15 protein-coding genes are annotated in these 17607 nt (G+C 74.2%); 6 read left to right on the forward strand and 9 right to left on the reverse strand.

Translation table 11 applies throughout. The features are described from left to right. Positions 1-98: 98 nt before the first annotated feature. Positions 99-518 (reverse strand): MGMT family protein, encoded by a 420-nt coding sequence (locus tag JE024_RS12240; RefSeq protein WP_205373610.1) that lies wholly within the window; start codon positions 516-518, stop codon positions 99-101. Positions 519-715: 197 nt separating this feature from the next. Here JE024_RS12240 and JE024_RS12245 point away from each other — a divergent pair, with 197 nt between their 5' ends. Both JE024_RS12245 and JE024_RS12250 read left to right on the forward strand, forming a co-directional pair. Then, positions 716-3439 (forward strand): lysylphosphatidylglycerol synthase transmembrane domain-containing protein, encoded by a 2724-nt coding sequence (locus tag JE024_RS12245; RefSeq protein WP_205373611.1) that lies wholly within the window; start codon positions 716-718, stop codon positions 3437-3439. Positions 3440-3576: 137 nt separating this feature from the next. After that, positions 3577-5151 (forward strand): alpha/beta hydrolase, encoded by a 1575-nt coding sequence (locus JE024_RS12250; RefSeq protein WP_205373612.1) that lies wholly within the window; start codon positions 3577-3579, stop codon positions 5149-5151. A gap of 135 nt (positions 5152-5286) precedes the next feature. On the opposite strand, the gene moeZ is transcribed toward JE024_RS12250, so the two are convergent. The 7 genes from moeZ to JE024_RS12285 all read right to left on the reverse strand — a co-directional run bounded on the left by moeZ (position 5287) and on the right by JE024_RS12285 (position 14386). Then, positions 5287-6465, reverse strand: a complete 1179-nt coding sequence (gene moeZ / locus JE024_RS12255; protein WP_205373613.1) for an adenylyltransferase/sulfurtransferase MoeZ — start codon at positions 6463-6465, stop codon at positions 5287-5289. A 59-nt stretch (positions 6466-6524) separates the two neighbouring features. After that, the gene (locus JE024_RS12260; protein ID WP_205373614.1) at positions 6525-7286 is read right to left on the reverse strand and encodes a spherulation-specific family 4 protein; all 762 of its coding nucleotides are present in this window, start codon (positions 7284-7286) and stop codon (positions 6525-6527) included. After that, positions 7274-8233: an NAD-dependent epimerase/dehydratase family protein gene (locus JE024_RS12265; RefSeq protein ID WP_205373615.1), complete on the reverse strand. Its 960-nt coding sequence runs from the start codon at positions 8231-8233 to the stop codon at positions 7274-7276. The genes JE024_RS12260 and JE024_RS12265 overlap by 13 nt, the downstream gene beginning before the upstream one ends. A gap of 134 nt (positions 8234-8367) precedes the next feature. Continuing rightward, on the reverse strand, positions 8368-10245 hold the full coding sequence (locus JE024_RS12270) for a hypothetical protein (protein ID WP_205373616.1): 1878 nt from the start codon (positions 10243-10245) through the stop codon (positions 8368-8370). Next, positions 10242-11933, reverse strand: a complete 1692-nt coding sequence (locus JE024_RS12275; RefSeq protein WP_205373617.1) for a DUF3492 domain-containing protein — start codon at positions 11931-11933, stop codon at positions 10242-10244. Before JE024_RS12275 ends, JE024_RS12270 begins: the two co-directional genes overlap by 4 nt. Positions 11934-12161: 228 nt before the next feature. Beyond that, positions 12162-13412, reverse strand: coding sequence for a DUF3152 domain-containing protein (locus JE024_RS12280; RefSeq protein ID WP_205373618.1), 1251 nt, complete (start codon positions 13410-13412; stop codon positions 12162-12164). 8 nt (positions 13413-13420) lie between these two features. Beyond that, complete coding sequence (locus JE024_RS12285) at positions 13421-14386, reverse strand: alpha/beta fold hydrolase (RefSeq protein ID WP_205373619.1); 966 nt, start codon at positions 14384-14386, stop codon at positions 13421-13423. A 136-nt stretch (positions 14387-14522) separates the two neighbouring features. Here JE024_RS12285 and JE024_RS12290 point away from each other — a divergent pair, with 136 nt between their 5' ends. The 4 genes from JE024_RS12290 (at position 14523) to JE024_RS12305 (ending at position 16448) form a co-directional block, all read left to right on the forward strand. Beyond that, positions 14523-14744, forward strand: a complete 222-nt coding sequence (locus JE024_RS12290) for an Rv3202a family protein (RefSeq protein ID WP_205373620.1) — start codon at positions 14523-14525, stop codon at positions 14742-14744. 182 nt (positions 14745-14926) lie between these two features. Continuing rightward, complete coding sequence (locus tag JE024_RS12295) at positions 14927-15568, forward strand: TetR/AcrR family transcriptional regulator (RefSeq protein ID WP_205373621.1); 642 nt, start codon at positions 14927-14929, stop codon at positions 15566-15568. Between the two features lie 119 nt (positions 15569-15687). After that, on the forward strand, positions 15688-15915 hold the full coding sequence (locus JE024_RS12300) for a DUF3107 domain-containing protein (protein WP_205373622.1): 228 nt from the start codon (positions 15688-15690) through the stop codon (positions 15913-15915). A gap of 257 nt (positions 15916-16172) precedes the next feature. Then, positions 16173-16448, forward strand: a complete 276-nt coding sequence (locus tag JE024_RS12305) for a hypothetical protein (RefSeq protein ID WP_205373623.1) — start codon at positions 16173-16175, stop codon at positions 16446-16448. A gap of 70 nt (positions 16449-16518) precedes the next feature. On the opposite strand, the gene JE024_RS12310 is transcribed toward JE024_RS12305, so the two are convergent. Further along, positions 16519-17244 carry a ferritin-like fold-containing protein gene (locus JE024_RS12310; RefSeq protein ID WP_205373624.1) on the reverse strand — a complete coding sequence of 242 codons (726 nt, stop codon included), beginning with the start codon at positions 17242-17244 and terminating at the stop codon, positions 16519-16521. Positions 17245-17607 lie beyond the last annotated feature (363 nt).

The raw sequence follows: 17607 nt of genomic DNA on the forward strand, positions 1-17607 counted from the left end.
GATCGCCGGTCCTGGTGGGTGTGCTGGTGGTGAGAACGCGGCGTGCGCCGCGCGCCGGCGAGGCTACGCCGGTTCGTGCCGTGCGGGTGGCCGCCGCGTCATGTCGCCCGTGCGCCGTCCGGGACGGCGGGGCCGCCGGCCGGATCCGGCCCGGGCCCCGGGGCGGCGGCGCCGTCCCACCGTGCCCGCTTCATGTCCAGGCGGGGCACATGGCCCTCGCTTGCGCGGGACGCCCCGCGCAGCGGTGTGCCCTCGGCACGGTACCGCTCCAGGGCGCGCAGCTCGTGGCCGGGCAGCAGCACGCCGTCCGCCCGGACGACGCGCCACCAGGGGACCGCGCCGCCGTAGAGCGCCATGGCTCTGCCGACCTGCCGCGGACCGCCCTCGCCGAGCCATTCGGCGACGTCTCCGTAGGTCATCACCCGGCCCTCGGGGATCAGCTCGGCGACCTCCAGCACGCGCTCGGCGTAGTCGGGGTACTCGGGCGGCTCGCCCATCCGGTCGTCCATCCGTCCCATCCTGCCGCACACCACCGACAACGCCCCCGGCCGGGGGAGAATCGGGGCACAGACCCCGAAGCACGAGATCTCGGGCACACTTGTCGTCCGCAAAACACCCTGATACCCGCCTCTGTCGCCGGGCCGTGCCACCATCGTGCGGGCGGTGACTGGTGATACGAGATCAAGAAGAGACCGAGACGGCGAAGGAGCAGGGCGTGCAGGCTCCTCACGCGACGGACGGCCCCGAGTCCGGGGCGCGCCCCGGCGCGCCCGTTCCCGGCGCTGAGCCGGGGCACGACGGCGCCGCCGAGGTCCCCGCCGGCGCCACCGCGGTGAGCGCGCAGGCCGGCGCCGACCGGGTCTCCGGCGACGAGCCGCTGCTCGCCGCGCGGGTCCACCGCCCCTCGGACCTGATGCGACTGCTCGTCGGCATCCTGGTCATCGCGCTCGTGCTGGCCGTCGCCGCCTTCGCCCAGGGCACCACGACCGGCCTCGAGTCCGACATCAGCAAGGGCACCGACCAGGCGCCCGATCTGCTGGTCAAGATCGCGGGCCTGGTGTCGAGCATCGCGGTGCTGCTGGTGCCCGTGGCCTTCGCCATCGAGCGGCTGGTCAAACGCGACGGGCTGCGGATCGCCGACGGCGTGCTCGCCGCGGTGCTGGCGCACGGGGTGACCCTCGCCACCGACCTGTGGGTCTCACGGGCCGCCCCCGGCAGCCTCCAGGACGCGCTGACCCAGGCCCGCGCGGACGGGCTGACCGACCCGGTGCACGGCTACCTCGCCCCCGTGATCGCCTACATGACCGCGGTCGGGATGGCCCGCAGGCCCCGCTGGCGGGTGATCCTGTGGGTGGTGCTGCTGCTCGACGCCTTCGCGATGCTGGTCGCGGGCTACACCACACCGTTCTCGATCATCCTCACCGTGCTCCTCGGCTGGACGGTGGCGTACGGCACCCTCTACGCCGTCGGTTCGCCGAACGTCCGCCCCACCGGCCAGACCCTGCTGGCCGGTCTGCGGCACGTCGGTTTCCACCCGGTGAGCGCGATGCGCGCCGAGGACACCCCGGAGAACACCGACCAGGACCGCGGCCGCCGCTACATCGTGTCCCTGGAGGACGGCCCTCCGCTGGACGTCACCGTCGTCGACCGGGAACAGCAGGCGCACGGCTTCTTCTACCGGGTGTGGCGCCGGCTGACGCTGCGCTCGATCACCACCCGCCGCTCCATCCAGTCGCTGCGCCAGGCGCTGGAGCAGGAGGCGCTGCTGGCGTACGCGGCGATCGCCGCCGGCGCCAACGCGCCCAAACTGATCGCCACCTCCGAGCTCGGCCCCGACGCCGTGATGCTGGTCTACGAGCACCAGGGCGGCCGGCTGCTGGACTCCCTCGCCGACGAGGAGATCACCGACGAGGTGGTGCTCGGCGCCTGGCGGCAGGTGAAGGCGCTCCAGTCGCGCCGGATCGCCCACCGCAGACTGGCGGGCGACGCGATCATGGTCGACGGCACGGGCCGGGTGATCGTCACGGATCTGCGGGGCGGCGAGATCGCGGCCGGTGACCTGGTGCTGCGGATGGACATCGCGCAGCTCCTGGCGACCCTGGGCCTGCGGGTCGGCGCGGAGCGCGCGGTCGCCGCGGCGGTCGAGGTGCTGGGGCCGGACGCGGTGGCCGACTGCCTGCCGCTGCTCCAGCCGATCGCGCTGAGCCGCTCCACCCGGGCGACCCTGCGCCAGCAGGCCCGTGAGCGGGCGGCGCGCGAGCGGGAGGCGGTGCTGGAGGCGTCGGCCGCGGCACGGCGGGCCCGCACCGACGCGGAGGAACCCGCCGCCGACGAACGAAGGGACGACCGCAAGGCCGCCCGGAAGGTCGAGAAGGCGGAGCGGCAGGCCGACAAGCGGGCCGTCGACGAGGCGCTGGAGGAGGCCCGCGAGGAGGACCTGCTCTCGCAGATCCGCGCCCAGGTGCTGCTGATCAGGCCCCAGGCGCCGGTGGAGCCGGTCCGTCTGGAGCGGATCAGGCCGCGGACGCTCGTCAGCTTCATCGCCGGGGCCGTCGCCGCGTACTTCCTGCTGTCGCAGATCGCGGGCATCGACTTCGGCACGGTCTTCGAGCGGGCGCACTGGGGCTGGGTCGCCGCGGCGCTGGCGTTCTCGGCGCTCAGCTATCTCGCGGCGGCCATGAGCCTGCTGGGCTTCGTGCCCGAGCGCGTCGGGTTCCGGCCCACCGTGTGGGCGCAGGTGGCCGGGTCGTTCGTCAAGATCGTGGCCCCCGCCGCCGTCGGCGGTGTGGCGCTGAACACCCGCTTCCTCCAGCGGTCGGGGGTGCGGCCCGGTCTGGCGGTGGCGAGCGTCGGTGCCTCGCAGCTGTTCGGCCTGGGCTGCCACATCCTGCTGCTGCTGCTCTTCGGCTATCTGACCGGGACCGAGCGGACGGCCTCCTTCACCCCGTCGAGGACGGTGATCGCCGGTCTGCTGACGGTCGCCGTGCTGGTGCTGGTGGTGACGGCGATCCCGTTCCTGCGGAAGTTCGTCGTGACCCGGCTGCGCTCGCTCTTCGCCGGTGTGGTGCCGCGCATGCTGGACGTGCTCCAGCGCCCGATGAAGCTGCTCACCGGCATCGGCGGCATGCTGCTGCTGACCGGTGTGTTCGTGATGTGCCTGGACGCCTCGATCCGCGCGGTCGACGGCGGCAACCAGCCGATCAGCTACGCCAGCATCGCGGTGGTCTTCCTGGCCGGCAACGCCCTCGGCTCGGCCGCGCCGACGCCCGGCGGCGTGGGCGCGGTGGAGGGCGCGCTGCTGGGCGGTCTGGTGCTGGTCGGCGTGCCGAAGGAGGTCGCCGCCCCGGCGGTCCTGCTCTACCGGATGATGACGCTCTGGCTGCCGGTGCTGCCCGGGTGGTTCGCGTTCAACCACCTCACCCGCAAGGGGTCGCTGTGAGGCCCGCGTCCAGGTCCCGGCGGTGAAGTCCACCCGTACGGCCCAGCAGCGGCACCCGTAGGGAGCACGGGGCGGTACGCCACCCGCATGGGCCCGTCGCCCGTGCGGCGCATCCGGGGGCGGCGCACGATGGCCGCATGCCGACGACTTCCGCCGCAGCACGCCGCACCGCCCGCCGCGCCGCCCTCGCATCGGCCACGGCCCTCGTCCTGCTGACCGCCGCCGGCTGCTCCGGCGGCGGGGACGGGGACGGCGCGGGCGACGCGACGGACTTCGCCGCCCAGAAGCTGGACTGGCAGCCGTGCCCGGCGCCGTCGCAGGCGGAGGGCGGCGGCACGAAGCCGTCCCCGCTGCCCGGCGGCGCCACGTGGGAGTGCTCCTTCATGGAGGCACCGCTCGACTACGACGACCCAGGCGGCGACACGATCGAACTCGCGCTCATACGCGCCCGGGCCTCGGACCCGGACCGGCGCATCGGCTCCCTCGTCTTCAACTTCGGCGGCCCCGGCGGCTCCGGCGTCGCCACCCTGCCCGCGGCGGCCGTCGACTACGGCACCCTGCGCACCCGCTACGACCTGGTGAGCTTCGACCCGCGCGGGGTGGGCCGCAGCGAGCCCGTGGAGTGCCTGGACGACCAGCAGATGGAGGAGTGGGTCGCCGAGGACTCCACCCCGGACACCCCGGCGGAGGTCGAGACCTTCACCGAGAGCCTCACCTCCTTCGCCGACGCCTGCGAGAGCAACTCCGGCGAGGCGCTGCCGCACGTCGGCACGACCGAGGCCGCCCGCGACATGGACCTGATGCGCCAGGTGCTCGGCGACGACAAGCTCCACTACTTCGGCATCTCGTACGGCACCGAACTCGGCGGCGTCTACGCCCATCTGTTCCCGCGGAACGTGGGGCGGGCGGTCTTCGACGCCGTGGTGGACCCGACCGAGACCTCCGAGCAGGGCTCGCTCGGCCAGGCCGAGGGCTTCCAGCTCGCGCTCACCAACTTCCTGGAGGACTGCGTATCCCGCGGCGACGACTGCCGGCTGCCCGGCTCCACCGCGGGCGAGATCCAGGACTGGATCATCCGCTTCCTCGACGGCCTGGACGGCAAGCCGATCCCCGGCCTCGGCGGCCGGGAGCTGACGCAGAGCCAGGGCCTGAACGGCATCGCCCAGACCCTGTACTCCCGTGAGTACTGGGAGCTGCTGGAGCAGGCCCTCGACGAGGCGGAGGGCGGCGACGGCGCCCTGCTGATGGCCTTCTCCGACGCCCTGACCGGCCGCAACGAGAACGGGACCTACTCCAACAGCCAGGCGGCGGGCTCGGCCATCGGCTGTGTCGACTCCAAGGAGCGGTACACCCTGGAGCAGACCCGGGACGCGCTGCCGCGCTTCGAGAAGGCGTCCCCCGTCTTCGGGGCCTTCCTCGGCTGGGGCCTGATGGGCTGCACCGAGTGGCCGGTCCCCGGCACCTGGACCCACCCCGACGTGTCGGCCCCGGGCGCGCCCCCGATCCTCGTGATCGGCAACACGGGCGACCCGGCCACCCCGTACGAGGGCGCCCAGCGGATGGCCGAGGCCCTCGGCGAGGGCGTCGGCGTGCGGATGACGTACCGCGGCGAGGGCCACGGCGCGTACGGCAACAGCGCCTGCGTGGACCGCGCGGTGAACGGCTACCTGCTGGACGGCCGGGTGCCGAAGGACGGCACGGTCTGCCGCTAGGGCCGGACCGTCCGCCGGCAGGGGCGGAACCGTCCGCCGCGCGGAGGGGCCGGCCCGGCGGCAGGAGGCCCGGCATGCGTGGGCCCCGGACCGCCGAAGCGGTCCGGGGCCACGGACACCGTGGGGCGCCTGCCGTCAGTAGACGGGCTTCTCCGGCTCGATCTGGTGGACCCAGCCGATGACGCCGCCGCCGACGTGCACCGCGTCGGCGAAGCCGGCGGACTTCAGCACCGCGAGGACTTCCGCGCTGCGGACACCCGTCTTGCAATGCAGGACGATCTTCTTGTCCTGCGGCAGGTCCTGGAGGGCGCCGCCCATCAGGAACTCGTTCTTCGGGATCAGCCGGGCACCCGGGATCGAGACGATCTCGTACTCGTTGACCTCGCGGACGTCGATGATGTCGATGTTCTCGCCGTCGTCGATCCACTCCTTGAGCTGCTTGGGAGTGATCGTCGAACCGGCGGCCGCCTCCTGCGCCTCCTCGGACACGACGCCGCAGAAGGCCTCGTAGTCGATGAGCTCGGTGACGGTCGGGTTCTCGCCGCAGACCGCGCAGTTCGGGTCCTTGCGGACCTTGACCTGGCGGTACTGCATCTCCAGGGCGTCGTAGATCATCAGGCGGCCGACGAGCGGCTCACCGATGCCGGCGAGCAGCTTGATCGCCTCGTTGACCTGGATGGAGCCGATGGACGCGCAGAGCACGCCCAGCACGCCGCCCTCGGCGCAGGAGGGGACCATGCCCGGCGGCGGGGGCTCCGGGTAGAGGCAGCGGTAGCAGGGCCCGTGCTCGGACCAGAAGACCGAGGCCTGTCCGTCGAAGCGGTAGATCGAGCCCCAGACGTACGGCTTGTTCAGCAGCACACACGCGTCGTTGACCAGGTAGCGGGTCGCGAAGTTGTCGGTGCCGTCGACGATCAGGTCGTACTGGCTGAAGATCTCCATCACGTTCTCGGCCTCGAGCCGCTCTTCGTGAAGGATCACGTCGACGTAGGGGTTGATGCCCTTGACCGAGTCGCGCGCGGACTCCGCCTTGGAACGGCCGATGTCCGCCTGGCTGTGGATGATCTGACGCTGCAGGTTCGACTCGTCGACCTCGTCGAACTCGACGATGCCGAGCGTGCCGACTCCCGCCGCGGCCAGGTACATCAGCGCCGGCGAGCCGAGGCCGCCCGCTCCCACGGCCAGCACCTTGGCGTTCTTCAGCCGCTTTTGCCCGTCCATGCCCACGTCGGGGATGATCAGGTGGCGGGAGTACCTGCGGACCTCGTCTACGGTGAGCTCGGCAGCCGGCTCGACCAGGGGTGGCAGCGACACGGGGGCTCCGTCGGTTGGGTAAGTACGGTTGTTCTTCCGTAACACTGCCACGCCCCTTCTCATTCCGAGACACCCGGTCCGATCTGCGAGACGATTTCGTCCCAGTAGCCGGGCAGCGCCTCGAATGGACTGCCGTGCCCCTTTCCTCCCCTGGGGCCGCCTCGGTCGGTGAAGAAGATCGTCCCCGCGCCCTGCCAGCGGGCGATGCGGGTGGCCTCCTCCAGATGCGTGCGCGGGACGCCGTGGACGAAGTGCGCGAACCGCTCGGGCGGATACTCCGCCGTCCACTCGGCCACCTGCGACCAGCGGTAGTCCGCCCAGGCGCCGGAGAAGGTGACGAGCTGGTCGGCCGCCTCCGCGTAACCGGGGTAGGGGTGCGTCCCGTGGCCGAGCACCAGATGGCCGCCGTCCAGCACGGCGTCCAGGGTCGCCGTGGTGCGGCGCACCTGGGCGAGCTGCGCCCGCTCGGCCGGGCAGCGGTCCAGCAGGAAGCCCCCGACCTTGTACCAGTCGGCGAACTGCTGGGCGTCGGCGACCACCTCGCCGAACGGCCGCGCACCGTGGGCCAGATCGAGATGGCCCAGCACCCGCACACCGGCGTTCGCGAGACGCCCGGCGGCCTCCAGGCAGTGCGGGTCCGGCCGGGCGCCCGGGCCGTTCGACACATTGAGCACCACCCAGTGCAGCGGGGTCCCCGGCACGGTCAGCCCGGCCCACTCCAGGGGCGCGAGCAGCGGATGCGCGTAGCCGGGCACACCGAAGCCGAGCCGCTCCGCCCCGGTCGCCGACTGCCTGGCGCCGGTGCTCGTCAGATGCGGCATGCCGCCTCCATCCAGATGTCGGCGAGCGACTCCTCCAGGTTGATGCGGGGCCGCCAGCCGAGCCGGTCGCGGGCGGTGCGCACATCGGCCTGCTGCCAGGCGCCGCAGCCGTCCGGGTACGGGGAGGGCGTGGCGGCCAGGTGCTCGGACACCGACTCGCCGCGCGGGGCGCCGATCAGATGCCGGCCGCCGGGGACGTCCAGCTCGTGGAGGGCGCCCGCGTAGCCGGCGACACGGGCGAGGACGGCCGCGGCGTCGCGGAGCTTCACCGCACGGCCGGTGCCGATGTTGACGACGCCCTGGGCGGCGGAGAGCGACGCGGCGTGCACGGCGCGCGCGACGTCGCGGACGTCGACGAAGTCCCGCTGCACACCGAGGCCGCTGAGCTTCAGCTCGCCGTCACCCGACTGCATGGCCCGGCGCATCGCCTCGGCGAGCCGCCCGAGCGGCGAACCGGCGGGGGTGCCGGGGCCCACGGGCGAGAACACCCGCAGCACGACGGCGTCGAGGCCCGAACCGAGCACCAGCTCGGTGGCGGCGAGCTTGCTGACGCCGTAGGGGCCGCCGGGGCGCGGCACCGCGTCCTCGGCGGTGGACGAGCCCTGCTGGGAGGGCCCGTACTCGGAGGCGCAGCCGATCTGCACCAGCCGCGCCCCGCAGCCGGAGCGCCGGAGCGCCTCGCAGACGGTGGCGACGGCGACGGTGTTGTGACGGGTCAGGTCGCGGGCGTTGCCGCGGGTGGCGCCCGCGCAGTTGACGACGACACCGGGGTGGACGGCACCGAGGAACCGGGTCAGCGCGCCGGGGCTGCCGCCGGAGAGGTCGAACCGCACGTCGGCGTCGTCGCCCCGCCCGAGCGCGGTCAGGTGGACGGCCGGGTCGGCGAGGAGCCGTTCGGTCACGAAGCGGCCGATGAATCCGTTGGCACCGAGCAGGAGCACCCTCATCGCGCGCCCCCCTGGGGCCGACGGGGTGTCACGGGGTGTTGCGGGGTCATGCGTTGTCTCCTTGGAGGTGTCGTGTCGGTGCCGGGGGCGGCTCCACTTCGCGGTGTCGGCTCCGCGCAGTGGCGCCGCCCCGGTCAGGGGGTGTGGGCCGAGGCCCGGACGAGCACGGTGCACGCGGTGGCGAGCAGCGCCAGGGCGGCGCCCGCGCAGGCGAGGACGGGGGCGGCCGCGGTGCCCCCCAGCCGGACCAGCAGTTCGGCGGGGCGGGCGAGGAGATCAAGGCCGGGCAGCCGCCCGGCCAGCAGCAGCGCGGGCACCGCGGCCTCGACGGCGCAGGCGGCGGCGAGCGCGGCGGACGCGGGCCCGGGGAAGCCGTGCACGATCAGCAGCCGGGCGAGGAAGAACAGTGCCCCCAGGGCGACGACGGGAGCGGCGGCCCCGTCCGCTCCCGGCAGCAACGGACCGGCCAGCAGCGCGAGGGTAGCCAGCACGGCGGTGAACAGGGCGACCACGGCGAGCAGCAGGGGACGGACGCCGGCGGCGAACTCGTGCAGGCCCCGGCTGGTACGGATCCGGCGGGCCGCCCGGACGGCGAACAGGCGCGCGCACCAGGCCGCGGGGACGACGGCGACGGCCGTCACGAGCAGGGGCGCGGCGGACAGCGGCACCGCGCCCTCGGGGCCGCCGCCCGCGATCTCGCCGATCAGGCCGGGGCCGCAGACCGCGTAGCCGAGCAGCCAGAGCGTCCACAGCCGGGCGGCGCCCGGCGCCCGGCGGCCCCGGGCCCGCAGCGGTCCACTGCGCAGGGCGTGGAGCAGCGCGAGTGCGGTGGCGAGGGCGCCGGCCGCGCCGGCGGCGAGGCGCTGGCCACCGTCGGTGACGGCGACGGCGGCCAGGGCGAGGGCGCACACCACGCCGGGTGCGGCCACCCGCGGAGGCACGCCCGGCAGACCGGGGCGCGGGCCGGGGGCCGGCGCCGGAGAGGCGGTGACCGCGGTCCGCCCGGCGCGGGCGGACATCTCCTCGGCGAGCGAGAAGACGTCCCGGTGCCGGTAGCGCGCCGCCGTCCGGTCGGTCAGCCCGTGCGCTTCGAGGCCGGCCGCGATCTCGAAGGCGTCCACGGCCTGTTCGCACAGGTCACGGTGCTGATGGAGCAGGCCCTTGACCGGGTCCCCGCCGCCGCGCCGGGCCGCCTTGCGCACGGGCGCCGCGTCCGCGTCCCGGCTGCGGAAACGGTCCGTCAGACGCCCGCCCCGGTCGCCTCCCGCGAGGCTCGCCTCCGCCTCACCGTCCGGGGCCCCGGACGACGACACCGCGCGTCCCTCACCGGACCGGGACCCCTCGGCGGAGCCACCTGCCCCCGGCGCGGCCCCGCGCCCGCCGGGGGCGCCCCGCTCCGGCACGTCCGCGCTCCCCGGGGAAGGCGGCCCCTCGCCGGGCCGGGTCCCGGTGTCCGGCTCGCCCCACACATCCGCCCCCGCGAGGGCCTCGGCCTCCCTGCCGGCCGGAGCCCCGCCCACGGCGACGCCCGCCACGGCGTCAGGCCCCGGCACGTGAGGCCCCGAGGCGTCGGAGTCCGCGGCGTGGGGCGCCGGCGCGTCGGAACCCGAGTCGTCGGAACCCGTGGCGACAGTCCACAGCGCGTCAGGCTCCGAGTCGTCGGAGTCCGCGGCGTGGGGCACCAGGGCGTCAAGCCCCGGCACGTCAGGCCCCGGCGCATCAGGCCGCCCCGCGGTGCCCGGCGCGCCGGCGACCGGGCCGGGGGCCCACGCCCCGGAGACCGGCGGCGCCTCCCGGCCCGGGGCCTCCGGGGCGGCGCGCCCCGAGGCCGGCGATGCCTCCGAGCCCGGGGCGTCGCGGATGCCGTCGAGGGCGGTCAGGGCCGCCATCTCCCAGACGGCGCGGATGTGTTCGGCGTCGACGTCCTCGTCCGTCACCGGCGCGCGGCCGTCGGGGCGGGGGGTCGGGTCCTCGTCCACGGAGGCGTTCTCCGTGGCGCGTGCCGCGTTCATCGGCGTGCCTCCTTCGGCGTCCCGGGGGTGTCGGCCCCGGCGGGCGGGCCGGACGCCGCGTCGGCCGCCCAGCTCGGGATGTGCGCCGCGCCGGTGAGGCGTCCGGCCACCTGGAACTCGGCCGGGTGCGCGAAGGGCACCGGGCCGCCGTCCGCGTCGACGGCCTCCGTCGCGCGGCGCACCGGGGAGTGGGAGATCAGCTCCAGGTAGATGCCGTGGAAAGCGGCCACGTTCTGTTCGACGGTGAAGAGCTCCAGCGCCCGGGCCCGTGCCGCGGCGCCCAGGCGCGCCCGGCGCTCGGGGTCGCGCAGCAGCGCGAGGCACGCGTCCGCGAGCGCCCGCGGATTGCGCGGGGGCACCACGAGCCCCGTCCCGCCGATGACCTCGACGACCGCGCCGACGTCCGTGGAGACCGTCGCCCGCCCGCAGAACATCGCCTCGACCAGGCTCAGCGGGAAGCCCTCGACGACGCTGGAGAGGACCACCACACCGCCGGCCGCGTAGGCGTCGGCGGGTGACGGCGCCTCCGGACCGCCGATCTCGTCGAAGGAGACGGGGCTGTCGCCCACCGCGTGCGCGTCCGCGGCCTCGTCGGGGAAGAGCTGCGCGGCGAGCGCCCGGCAGTGCGCGAGCTGGCCGGCGCTCTCCTCGTCGCGCGCCGGGGCGGTGAAGAGCCGCAGCCGCGCGCCGGGCTCCTCCCTGCGGATCTCGGCGAAGGCGTGCAGCAGCCCGACGAGGTCCTTCGCCGGCTCCACGCGCCCCACCCAGACCAGGGTGTGGCCGTCGCCCGCGGCGCCCGCGTCCTCGCCGTCGCCGCTCTCGCCGACCGCCGTGAAGGCGTCGGCCGTCATGCCCGGGTAGACCGTGCGCAGCTTGGCGCGGTCCGCGCCGCACTGCTCCTGCCAGCGGCGGGCGTGGGTGTTGCCGGGGGTGAGCACGTCCGCTCGGGCGTAGATCTCGCGGGCCAGCAGGCCGTGGAAGGAACCGAGCAGGGCGCGCACCGGGGCGCTCAGCCGGTCCTCGCGCCCTTCCAGATAGCGGGCGCGCAGATGCACGCCGTACTCGGTGACCAGCAGCGGGACCCCGCAGAAGCGTTTGGCCAACAGCCCGGCCAGGGCGGCCGGTCCACCGGACGCGGCATGGCAGAGGTCGGCGGAGGCGAGGCCGTCGTCCTCGTACCAGTCGAGCGACAGGGGGCGCAGGGCGCGTTCGAGCCGGTCGGCGGCCTCCAGCAGATCGGGCACCGCGACCGCCTGGAGCGCCCGGTGTGCGCCGGGCGCCCGGCAGGCGGACTCCAGGGCGCGCAGGGCGACTTCGGAGCGCAGTGCGGCGGGGAGTCCCCCGTGGTCCCGGGCGAGGACGGCGAGGCCGTCGAGCCCTTCGGCGAAGCCGTCGCCGCCCGTGCACACACCGCGCGCCAGGGTCGCGAAGTGCTCCGCGAAGCGCCGGCGTTCACGGCGCCCGAGGCTCACGCCGTCGTCGGCGGGCGCCCACAGGGCCGCGGTGCGCGCCAGGCGCACATGCGGGGGGAGCGCCGGCGTGCCCCGCTCCTCCTGGCCGGCGCTGCCGCTCATGGCGTAGACGTCGAACTCGTGCTGCGCGAGCCCGCGCACCAGCCGGTCGCACCAGAGCCCGGACTCACCCGGCGCATAGGGACAACCACCCTCGGTGAGCATGCCGATCCGCACGAGCGCACCCCCGATCTCCGTTGTGGACGGCCGCCGTTGCCCGGCGGCTGACAGCGGCACGACGTTATGCGGACGTGACGGTGGCGCGACGGACGGTTGTCCATCGCGCCACCGGAAGGGGTGAATGCACGTAACTTTCGCACCCGGGCGACGTTTCGTCGCGCTACGGTGTGCAGCGGTCACAGCCCGTCATCGCGACGGGCCGGGCCGCGGGGCGCCGACCGGGCGTCAGTTCCCGGGGTGCACCCAGGGGTTGGGGCGGCAGGAGACACCGCCGACGTCGAGCGACTTCGTCTGCTGCTGCATCACCGGCGCGAGCGCCCCCGGCGTCGTGCAGTTGACGTGGTTGTGGCCGAGCCGGTGTCCGACCTCGTGGTTGATGAGCATCTGCCGGTAGGCGTGCATCGCCTTCGGCCCGTAGGTCTCCGCCCCGCGCGCCCACCGGTAGGCGTTGATCATGACGCGCTCGGTCGACGCGGAGTCGCAGGACACGTTGTCGACGGTGGTGTCCAGCCCCGACTTGGCGCACCAGACGCCGGTCGTGCCGGGGCTCGCCAGGGTGAGGACGAACTCCGGTTCACCCGAGGAGATGCGTTCGAACGTCATCGCGCCGTTGTGCGCCCAGCTACGGTCGTCGTTGAGCGTCTCCTGGACGGCCCGCGCGAAGAGCCCGGTGTCCAGGCCGAGCCCTTTCTCGACGTCGATCCGGTAGCGGACCTTGCGGCCCTTGCCGGGCGCCTTGTCGAGGCCCGGCACGGCCTCGAACTTCCCCGGCCCCTTGAGCTCGGGGTCGATCGGGAACTGCGCCGCCATGAGCTGCTCGTAGGTGGGTGCCGGGGTGACCGGCGCCGCGTCCGCCTCCTGCTGGGGGGTGGCCCTGCCCTCGGAGCGGTCGGGCCGCTCCTGGGCCGCGCCGCGCTCCTGGCCCGCCGACTGCGAGCCCACGCCGTCCGTCCGGTCGTCGGTGACCTGCCCCGCGACGATCACCGCGAGCACGGTGGTCACGGCCGCGGCGGCGACACCGGTGAAGGCCCGGCCCCTGCCGCCCTTGGCGGCCTCCGGCGTACCGGCGTCGCCGCCGTCACCGCCGTCCACGCCCCGGCCGTCCCGGGTGCCGGCCCCGCCCGGGGCGGTTTCGCGCGGTTCGCCGTGCGTCGCGGGTCCGTCGAAGGCCTCCACGAACTCGCGCCGCGGGCCCGGTATCCGCGGCGCCGCGGGGGCCGGTGCCGGGGCGGTGCGCACCCGCGGTCCCCCGCCGGTCTCCCAGTCGCCCCAGCCGCCGCCGGGCTCGTGGTGCTCGGGGTGTCCGCCCCGCGCCGGCGCGCCGGGGCCGGGCCCGGCCGCCGCGTGCTGTTCGGCCGGCCTGCGGCGCCTGCCGCCGCCGGGCCCCGCCGTCTCCCAGGCACCGGGCAGGGCGCCGGACGCGTCCTCGGTCCCGGCGCCCTTGGGCAAAGGGCCCTTGCGGCTGTGTCGTCCCACGCCCCGGATCAGCTCCCACCGCAGTCGTCGAGCAGCTCCCGGAACGCCTGGGCGACCGTCTCCGGGTACTCCATCATCGCAACGTGCCCGGCGTCCGGGAGCGTCAGCAGCCGGGAATCCCGGAACGCCGCCGTCGCCTTGCGAGCCATACGGTACGAGACGAGCCGGTCCCTGCGCCCGTAGACGAGCAGAGTCGGCGCCATCACCCGCTCCGCCTGACGCCACAGCGCGTGCTGCCCGCCGAGAGTGTAGGCGTCCACGATTCCCCGGGCCGACCTGGTCATCGCGTCCCAGAAGTAGGGGAGCCGTATCCGCCGCTCCATCTCCTCGACGGCGTTGCGCAGCCCTTCATCCGTCACCCGTGCGGGGTCCCCGTAACAGAGGGCGAGTACCCCGCGCGTGCGCTGTTCGGCACTCCAGTCCTTGGTGAGCCGGTTGAAGAGGGGGGCGACGCCGGGCAGGCCGAGCAGTGCCGTCGGCACGGCGGACCGCTGCACCCGCAGCTCCGGCAGCGCGGGCGAGACCAGGGTGAGCGTGCGGACGAGGTCGGGCCGGACGGCGGCCACCCGCGTGCACACGGCGCCGCCGAGCGAGTTCGCGACCAGGTGCACCGGCCCGCGGCCGGCGGCGTCGAGGTGGCGGACGACGGCCCGGGTGTGCCCTCGGACCGAGTAGTCGCCGTCGTCCGGCGGCGGGGAGTCGCCGAAGCCGGGCAGGTCGATCGCCTCGCCGTCCACGACGTCCGCGAGCAGCGGCATCAGGGCCGACCAGTTCTGCGACGATCCGCCGAGCCCGTGCACGTAGAGCGCGGGCGGCAGTCCGGGACGGGCGGGAGGGCGGGAGCGGACGGTCAGCGTGAGACCCGGCAGGGCGACGGAGCGCAGCTCCTCCCCCTCGGCGACGCGCACCGCCGCGACCTTGGGAGACGCGGCCGCGCCGATCGCCGGGGCTCCCGGCAGCTCGGTCGAAGACATGCGGGCAATGTTACGAGACGATCACGCCCCCACCCGTGTGTCCGCCGTCACAGGTGACGCTCGCGCGGCATGGCGTCCGCCTTCCGGAACTCCTAGGCTCGTATCAAAGGGCGCATTCCAGGGAAAGCGGTGCGGTATGACAGTCGATCCCTCAGAGCCGGACACCTTCGACGAAGACGACCGGAACACCGCCCAGCAGGACTCCGAGGTCCCCGAGGCCGACGCCGCGGAACAGCACACCGACATCCGGCAGGACCGCGACGACCCGGTGAACCGCGCCGACCCCGACGCCGCGAACGAGGCGGACGCCGCCGAGCAGGCCCGCGTGGTCACGCTCGACGAGGACGACTACCGGTAACCTGCCGCACTTACCGCCGGTATGTCCCTGTATCGCGCCCGAGCAGGCAACTTCCGCGACCGTCCGGTCCGTGAAATTCTGCGTCCGCACCACGCACACCGTCGTTACCGAAAAGTACGATGGCGGGCGCGGCGCACAGCGCGTACGGCACGACTGTGCTTGTTCAACACTTGGGAGGCGGCGTGACAGCCATCGAGCAGACAGAGGCGGCGCGCCCGCGGGGCACGCGCCTGCCACGCCGAGCCCGCAGGAACCAGCTCCTGGGCGCGGCCCAGGAGGTCTTCGTCGCGCAGGGGTACCACTCCGCCGCGATGGACGACATCGCCGAGCGCGCGGGCGTCAGCAAGCCCGTCCTCTACCAGCACTTCCCGGGGAAGCTGGACCTCTACCTGGCCCTGCTCGACCAGCACTGCGAGGCGCTGCTCCAGGCCGTCCGCGGGGCGCTCGCCTCGACCACGGACAACAAGCTGCGCGTCGCCGCGACGATGGACGCGTACTTCGCCTACGTCGAGGACGAGGGCGGCGCGTTCCGCCTGGTCTTCGAATCGGACCTGACGAACGAGCCCGCGGTGCGCGAGCGTGTCGACCGGGTGTCGCTCCAGTGCGCCGAGGCGATCTCGGACGTGATCGCCGGGGACACCGGGCTGTCCAAGGAGGAGTCCATGCTGCTGGCCGTCGGCCTCGGCGGGGTCTCCCAGGTGGTCGCCCGCTACTGGCTGTCCAGCGGTTCCGGGATCCCGCGCGACAACGCGGTGCAGCTCCTGACCTCGCTCGCCTGGCGCGGTATCGCGGGCTTCCCCCTGCACGGCAGCGAGCAGCACTGACCCCTGTTCGCTCCTGGCGTTTCCCGCCGACGCCGGACGGGCGCGGTGTCCGGGCTAATGTGTGCCGCGTACGGCGCGGTTGACCGCGCAACGCACTGACCGTTCGGAGGGACATAGCCGTGGAGGTCAAGATCGGCGTGCAGCACGCGCCCCGGGAGATCGTTCTGGAGAGCGGGCAGTCCGCCGAGGAGGTCGAGCGCGCGGTGAACGATGCGCTGGCCGGCAAGGCGCAGCTGCTCAGCCTCACGGACGACAAGGGCCGCAAGGTCCTGGTGCCGTCCGACCGTCTCGCCTATGTGGAGATCGGTGAGAGCGCCACGCGGCGCGTGGGGTTCGGCGCGCTCTAGGGTCCGCTCCCGGCCACTGCCGGGCGCCCGCACGTGTACGTGACGGCAACGGGGCCCGCGGGACAGTCACTGTCCCGCGGGCCCCGTCGGCGTTCTCCCCCACCGACGTCCGGCACGCTTCGCCCGATCTCGGGGGAGCTGCCGGATTTGGCTGTTCAGAGGCATTGTCGCCCGCTCGGGGAGGGTTGTGATCGCTGCGTGCCGGGTAGGACGGGCTACGACCGACCGTGCCCCGCACCGACGTGAGGTGATCAGCAGTGCTCCTGGAAACGCTCGGCTCCGTCCTCATCGGACTGGCCCTGTCCTGGGCCGCCACCCGTCACCTCTCCGAACGCCTCCCCTCCCGCCGCGCGGTCTTCACGACGGGCACGGTCGGAGCGCTGTTCGGCGCGTATGTGACGCATGTGGCGCTCGGCCCCGGGCGCGAGGCGGCGACGCTCGTCGGCTCCGCCGCGATCGCCGCCGTGCTGCTCTCGCTGCTGCTGCGCCCGGCCCGATCCGCCCGCAGGCTGCACCGCGCGTTCCCTTTCTGAGCCGCAGAGAAAGGCGGCCGGACACGAGGTCCGGCCGCCACGAGGACTGACCTCGGCGCGCGCCGAGGGGTCAGGCCGCCAGCCCGAGGGCCGCCATCCGCTTGGTGTGCGCCTTGGTGATCCGGGAGAACATCTCCCCCACGGCCGCCAGGTCGAAGCCGCCGGCCACGCCACCGACGAGCATCGTCGACAGCGCGTCGCGCTCCGCCACCACCCGCTGGGCCTGGGACAGCGCCTCGCCCATCAGCCGCCGCGCCCACAGGGCGAGCCGGCCGCCGACCCGGGGATCGGCCTCGATGGCGGCGCGGACCTTCTCCACCGCGAAGTTCCCGTGGCCGGTGTCGTCGAGCACGGCGAGCACCAGGGCCCGGGTGTCGCTGTCCAGCCGGGCGGCCACCTCGCGGTAGAAGTCACTGGCGATCGAGTCGCCGACGTAGGCCTTGACCAGGCCCTCCAGCCAGTCGGACGGCGCGGTCTGGCGGTGGAAGTCGTCCAGCGCCTGGGCGAACGGCTCCATCGAGGCGGTGGGCTCCGCGTCGACCGCGGTCAGCCGGTTCCGCAGCTGCTCGAAGTGGTGGAACTCGGCCGATGCCATCTTCGCCAGCTCCGCCTTGTCACCGAGCGTCGGCGCGAGCTTCGCGTCCTCGGCGAGCCGCTCGAAGGCCGCCAGCTCGCCGTACGCGAGCGCGCCCAGCAGGTCCACGACGGCGGCGCGGTACTGCGGGTCGGCGGACGCCGTGTCCCAGTCCTGGGCGGCGATCCCGGTGTGTTCAGTGGCGATGTCAGGCGTCTCCATGAACCGAACGATAGCCCGCTCGACGGGCCCGCCAAGGGCCTGGTCAGCAGGGCACCGGACACACTCGCGGTGAATTCACCCAACACACATGCGCGAATCCGGGGTACAGTGGTAAAGCGCCTGCTGAGCATCAGCGTCATTCGAACTGCTCGGTGGGCCGTCTCATGAATGAGGATGCCCGGTCGGTGGCCCGATCGGCTCCGACCCGCCCGCCCTCCACGCGGACCAGGCGCACAGGTGCGCCCGACCGCAGATGAGGGGCCCCTCAGCGGTATGACGCTCGAGCGACGGCAGTGGTCCCGCACCATCCGGTCAATCCACGGCCGGCCAGTACCCAGGTGCGGTACGACCCCCAGCGTTCGC

The sequence above is a fragment of the Streptomyces zhihengii genome, from assembly GCF_016919245.1.
GTDB classification, from domain to species: domain Bacteria; phylum Actinomycetota; class Actinomycetes; order Streptomycetales; family Streptomycetaceae; genus Streptomyces; species Streptomyces zhihengii.

Bases quoted from the DNA above. Each gene is read 5' to 3' on its own strand.
- JE024_RS12240 (WP_205373610.1), bottom strand. From the start codon at position 518: ATGGGACGGATGGACGACCGGATGGGCGAGCCGCCCGAGTACCCCGAC.
- JE024_RS12250 (WP_205373612.1), top strand. From the start codon at position 3,577: ATGCCGACGACTTCCGCCGCAGCACGCCGCACCGCCCGCCGCGCCGCC.
- JE024_RS12260 (WP_205373614.1), bottom strand. From the start codon at position 7,286: ATGCCGCATCTGACGAGCACCGGCGCCAGGCAGTCGGCGACCGGGGCG.
- JE024_RS12265 (WP_205373615.1), bottom strand. From the start codon at position 8,233: ATGAGGGTGCTCCTGCTCGGTGCCAACGGATTCATCGGCCGCTTCGTG.
- JE024_RS12270 (WP_205373616.1), bottom strand. From the start codon at position 10,245: ATGAACGCGGCACGCGCCACGGAGAACGCCTCCGTGGACGAGGACCCG.
- JE024_RS12285 (WP_205373619.1), bottom strand. From the start codon at position 14,386: ATGTCTTCGACCGAGCTGCCGGGAGCCCCGGCGATCGGCGCGGCCGCG.
- JE024_RS12290 (WP_205373620.1), top strand. From the start codon at position 14,523: ATGACAGTCGATCCCTCAGAGCCGGACACCTTCGACGAAGACGACCGG.
- JE024_RS12310 (WP_205373624.1), bottom strand. From the start codon at position 17,244: ATGGAGACGCCTGACATCGCCACTGAACACACCGGGATCGCCGCCCAG.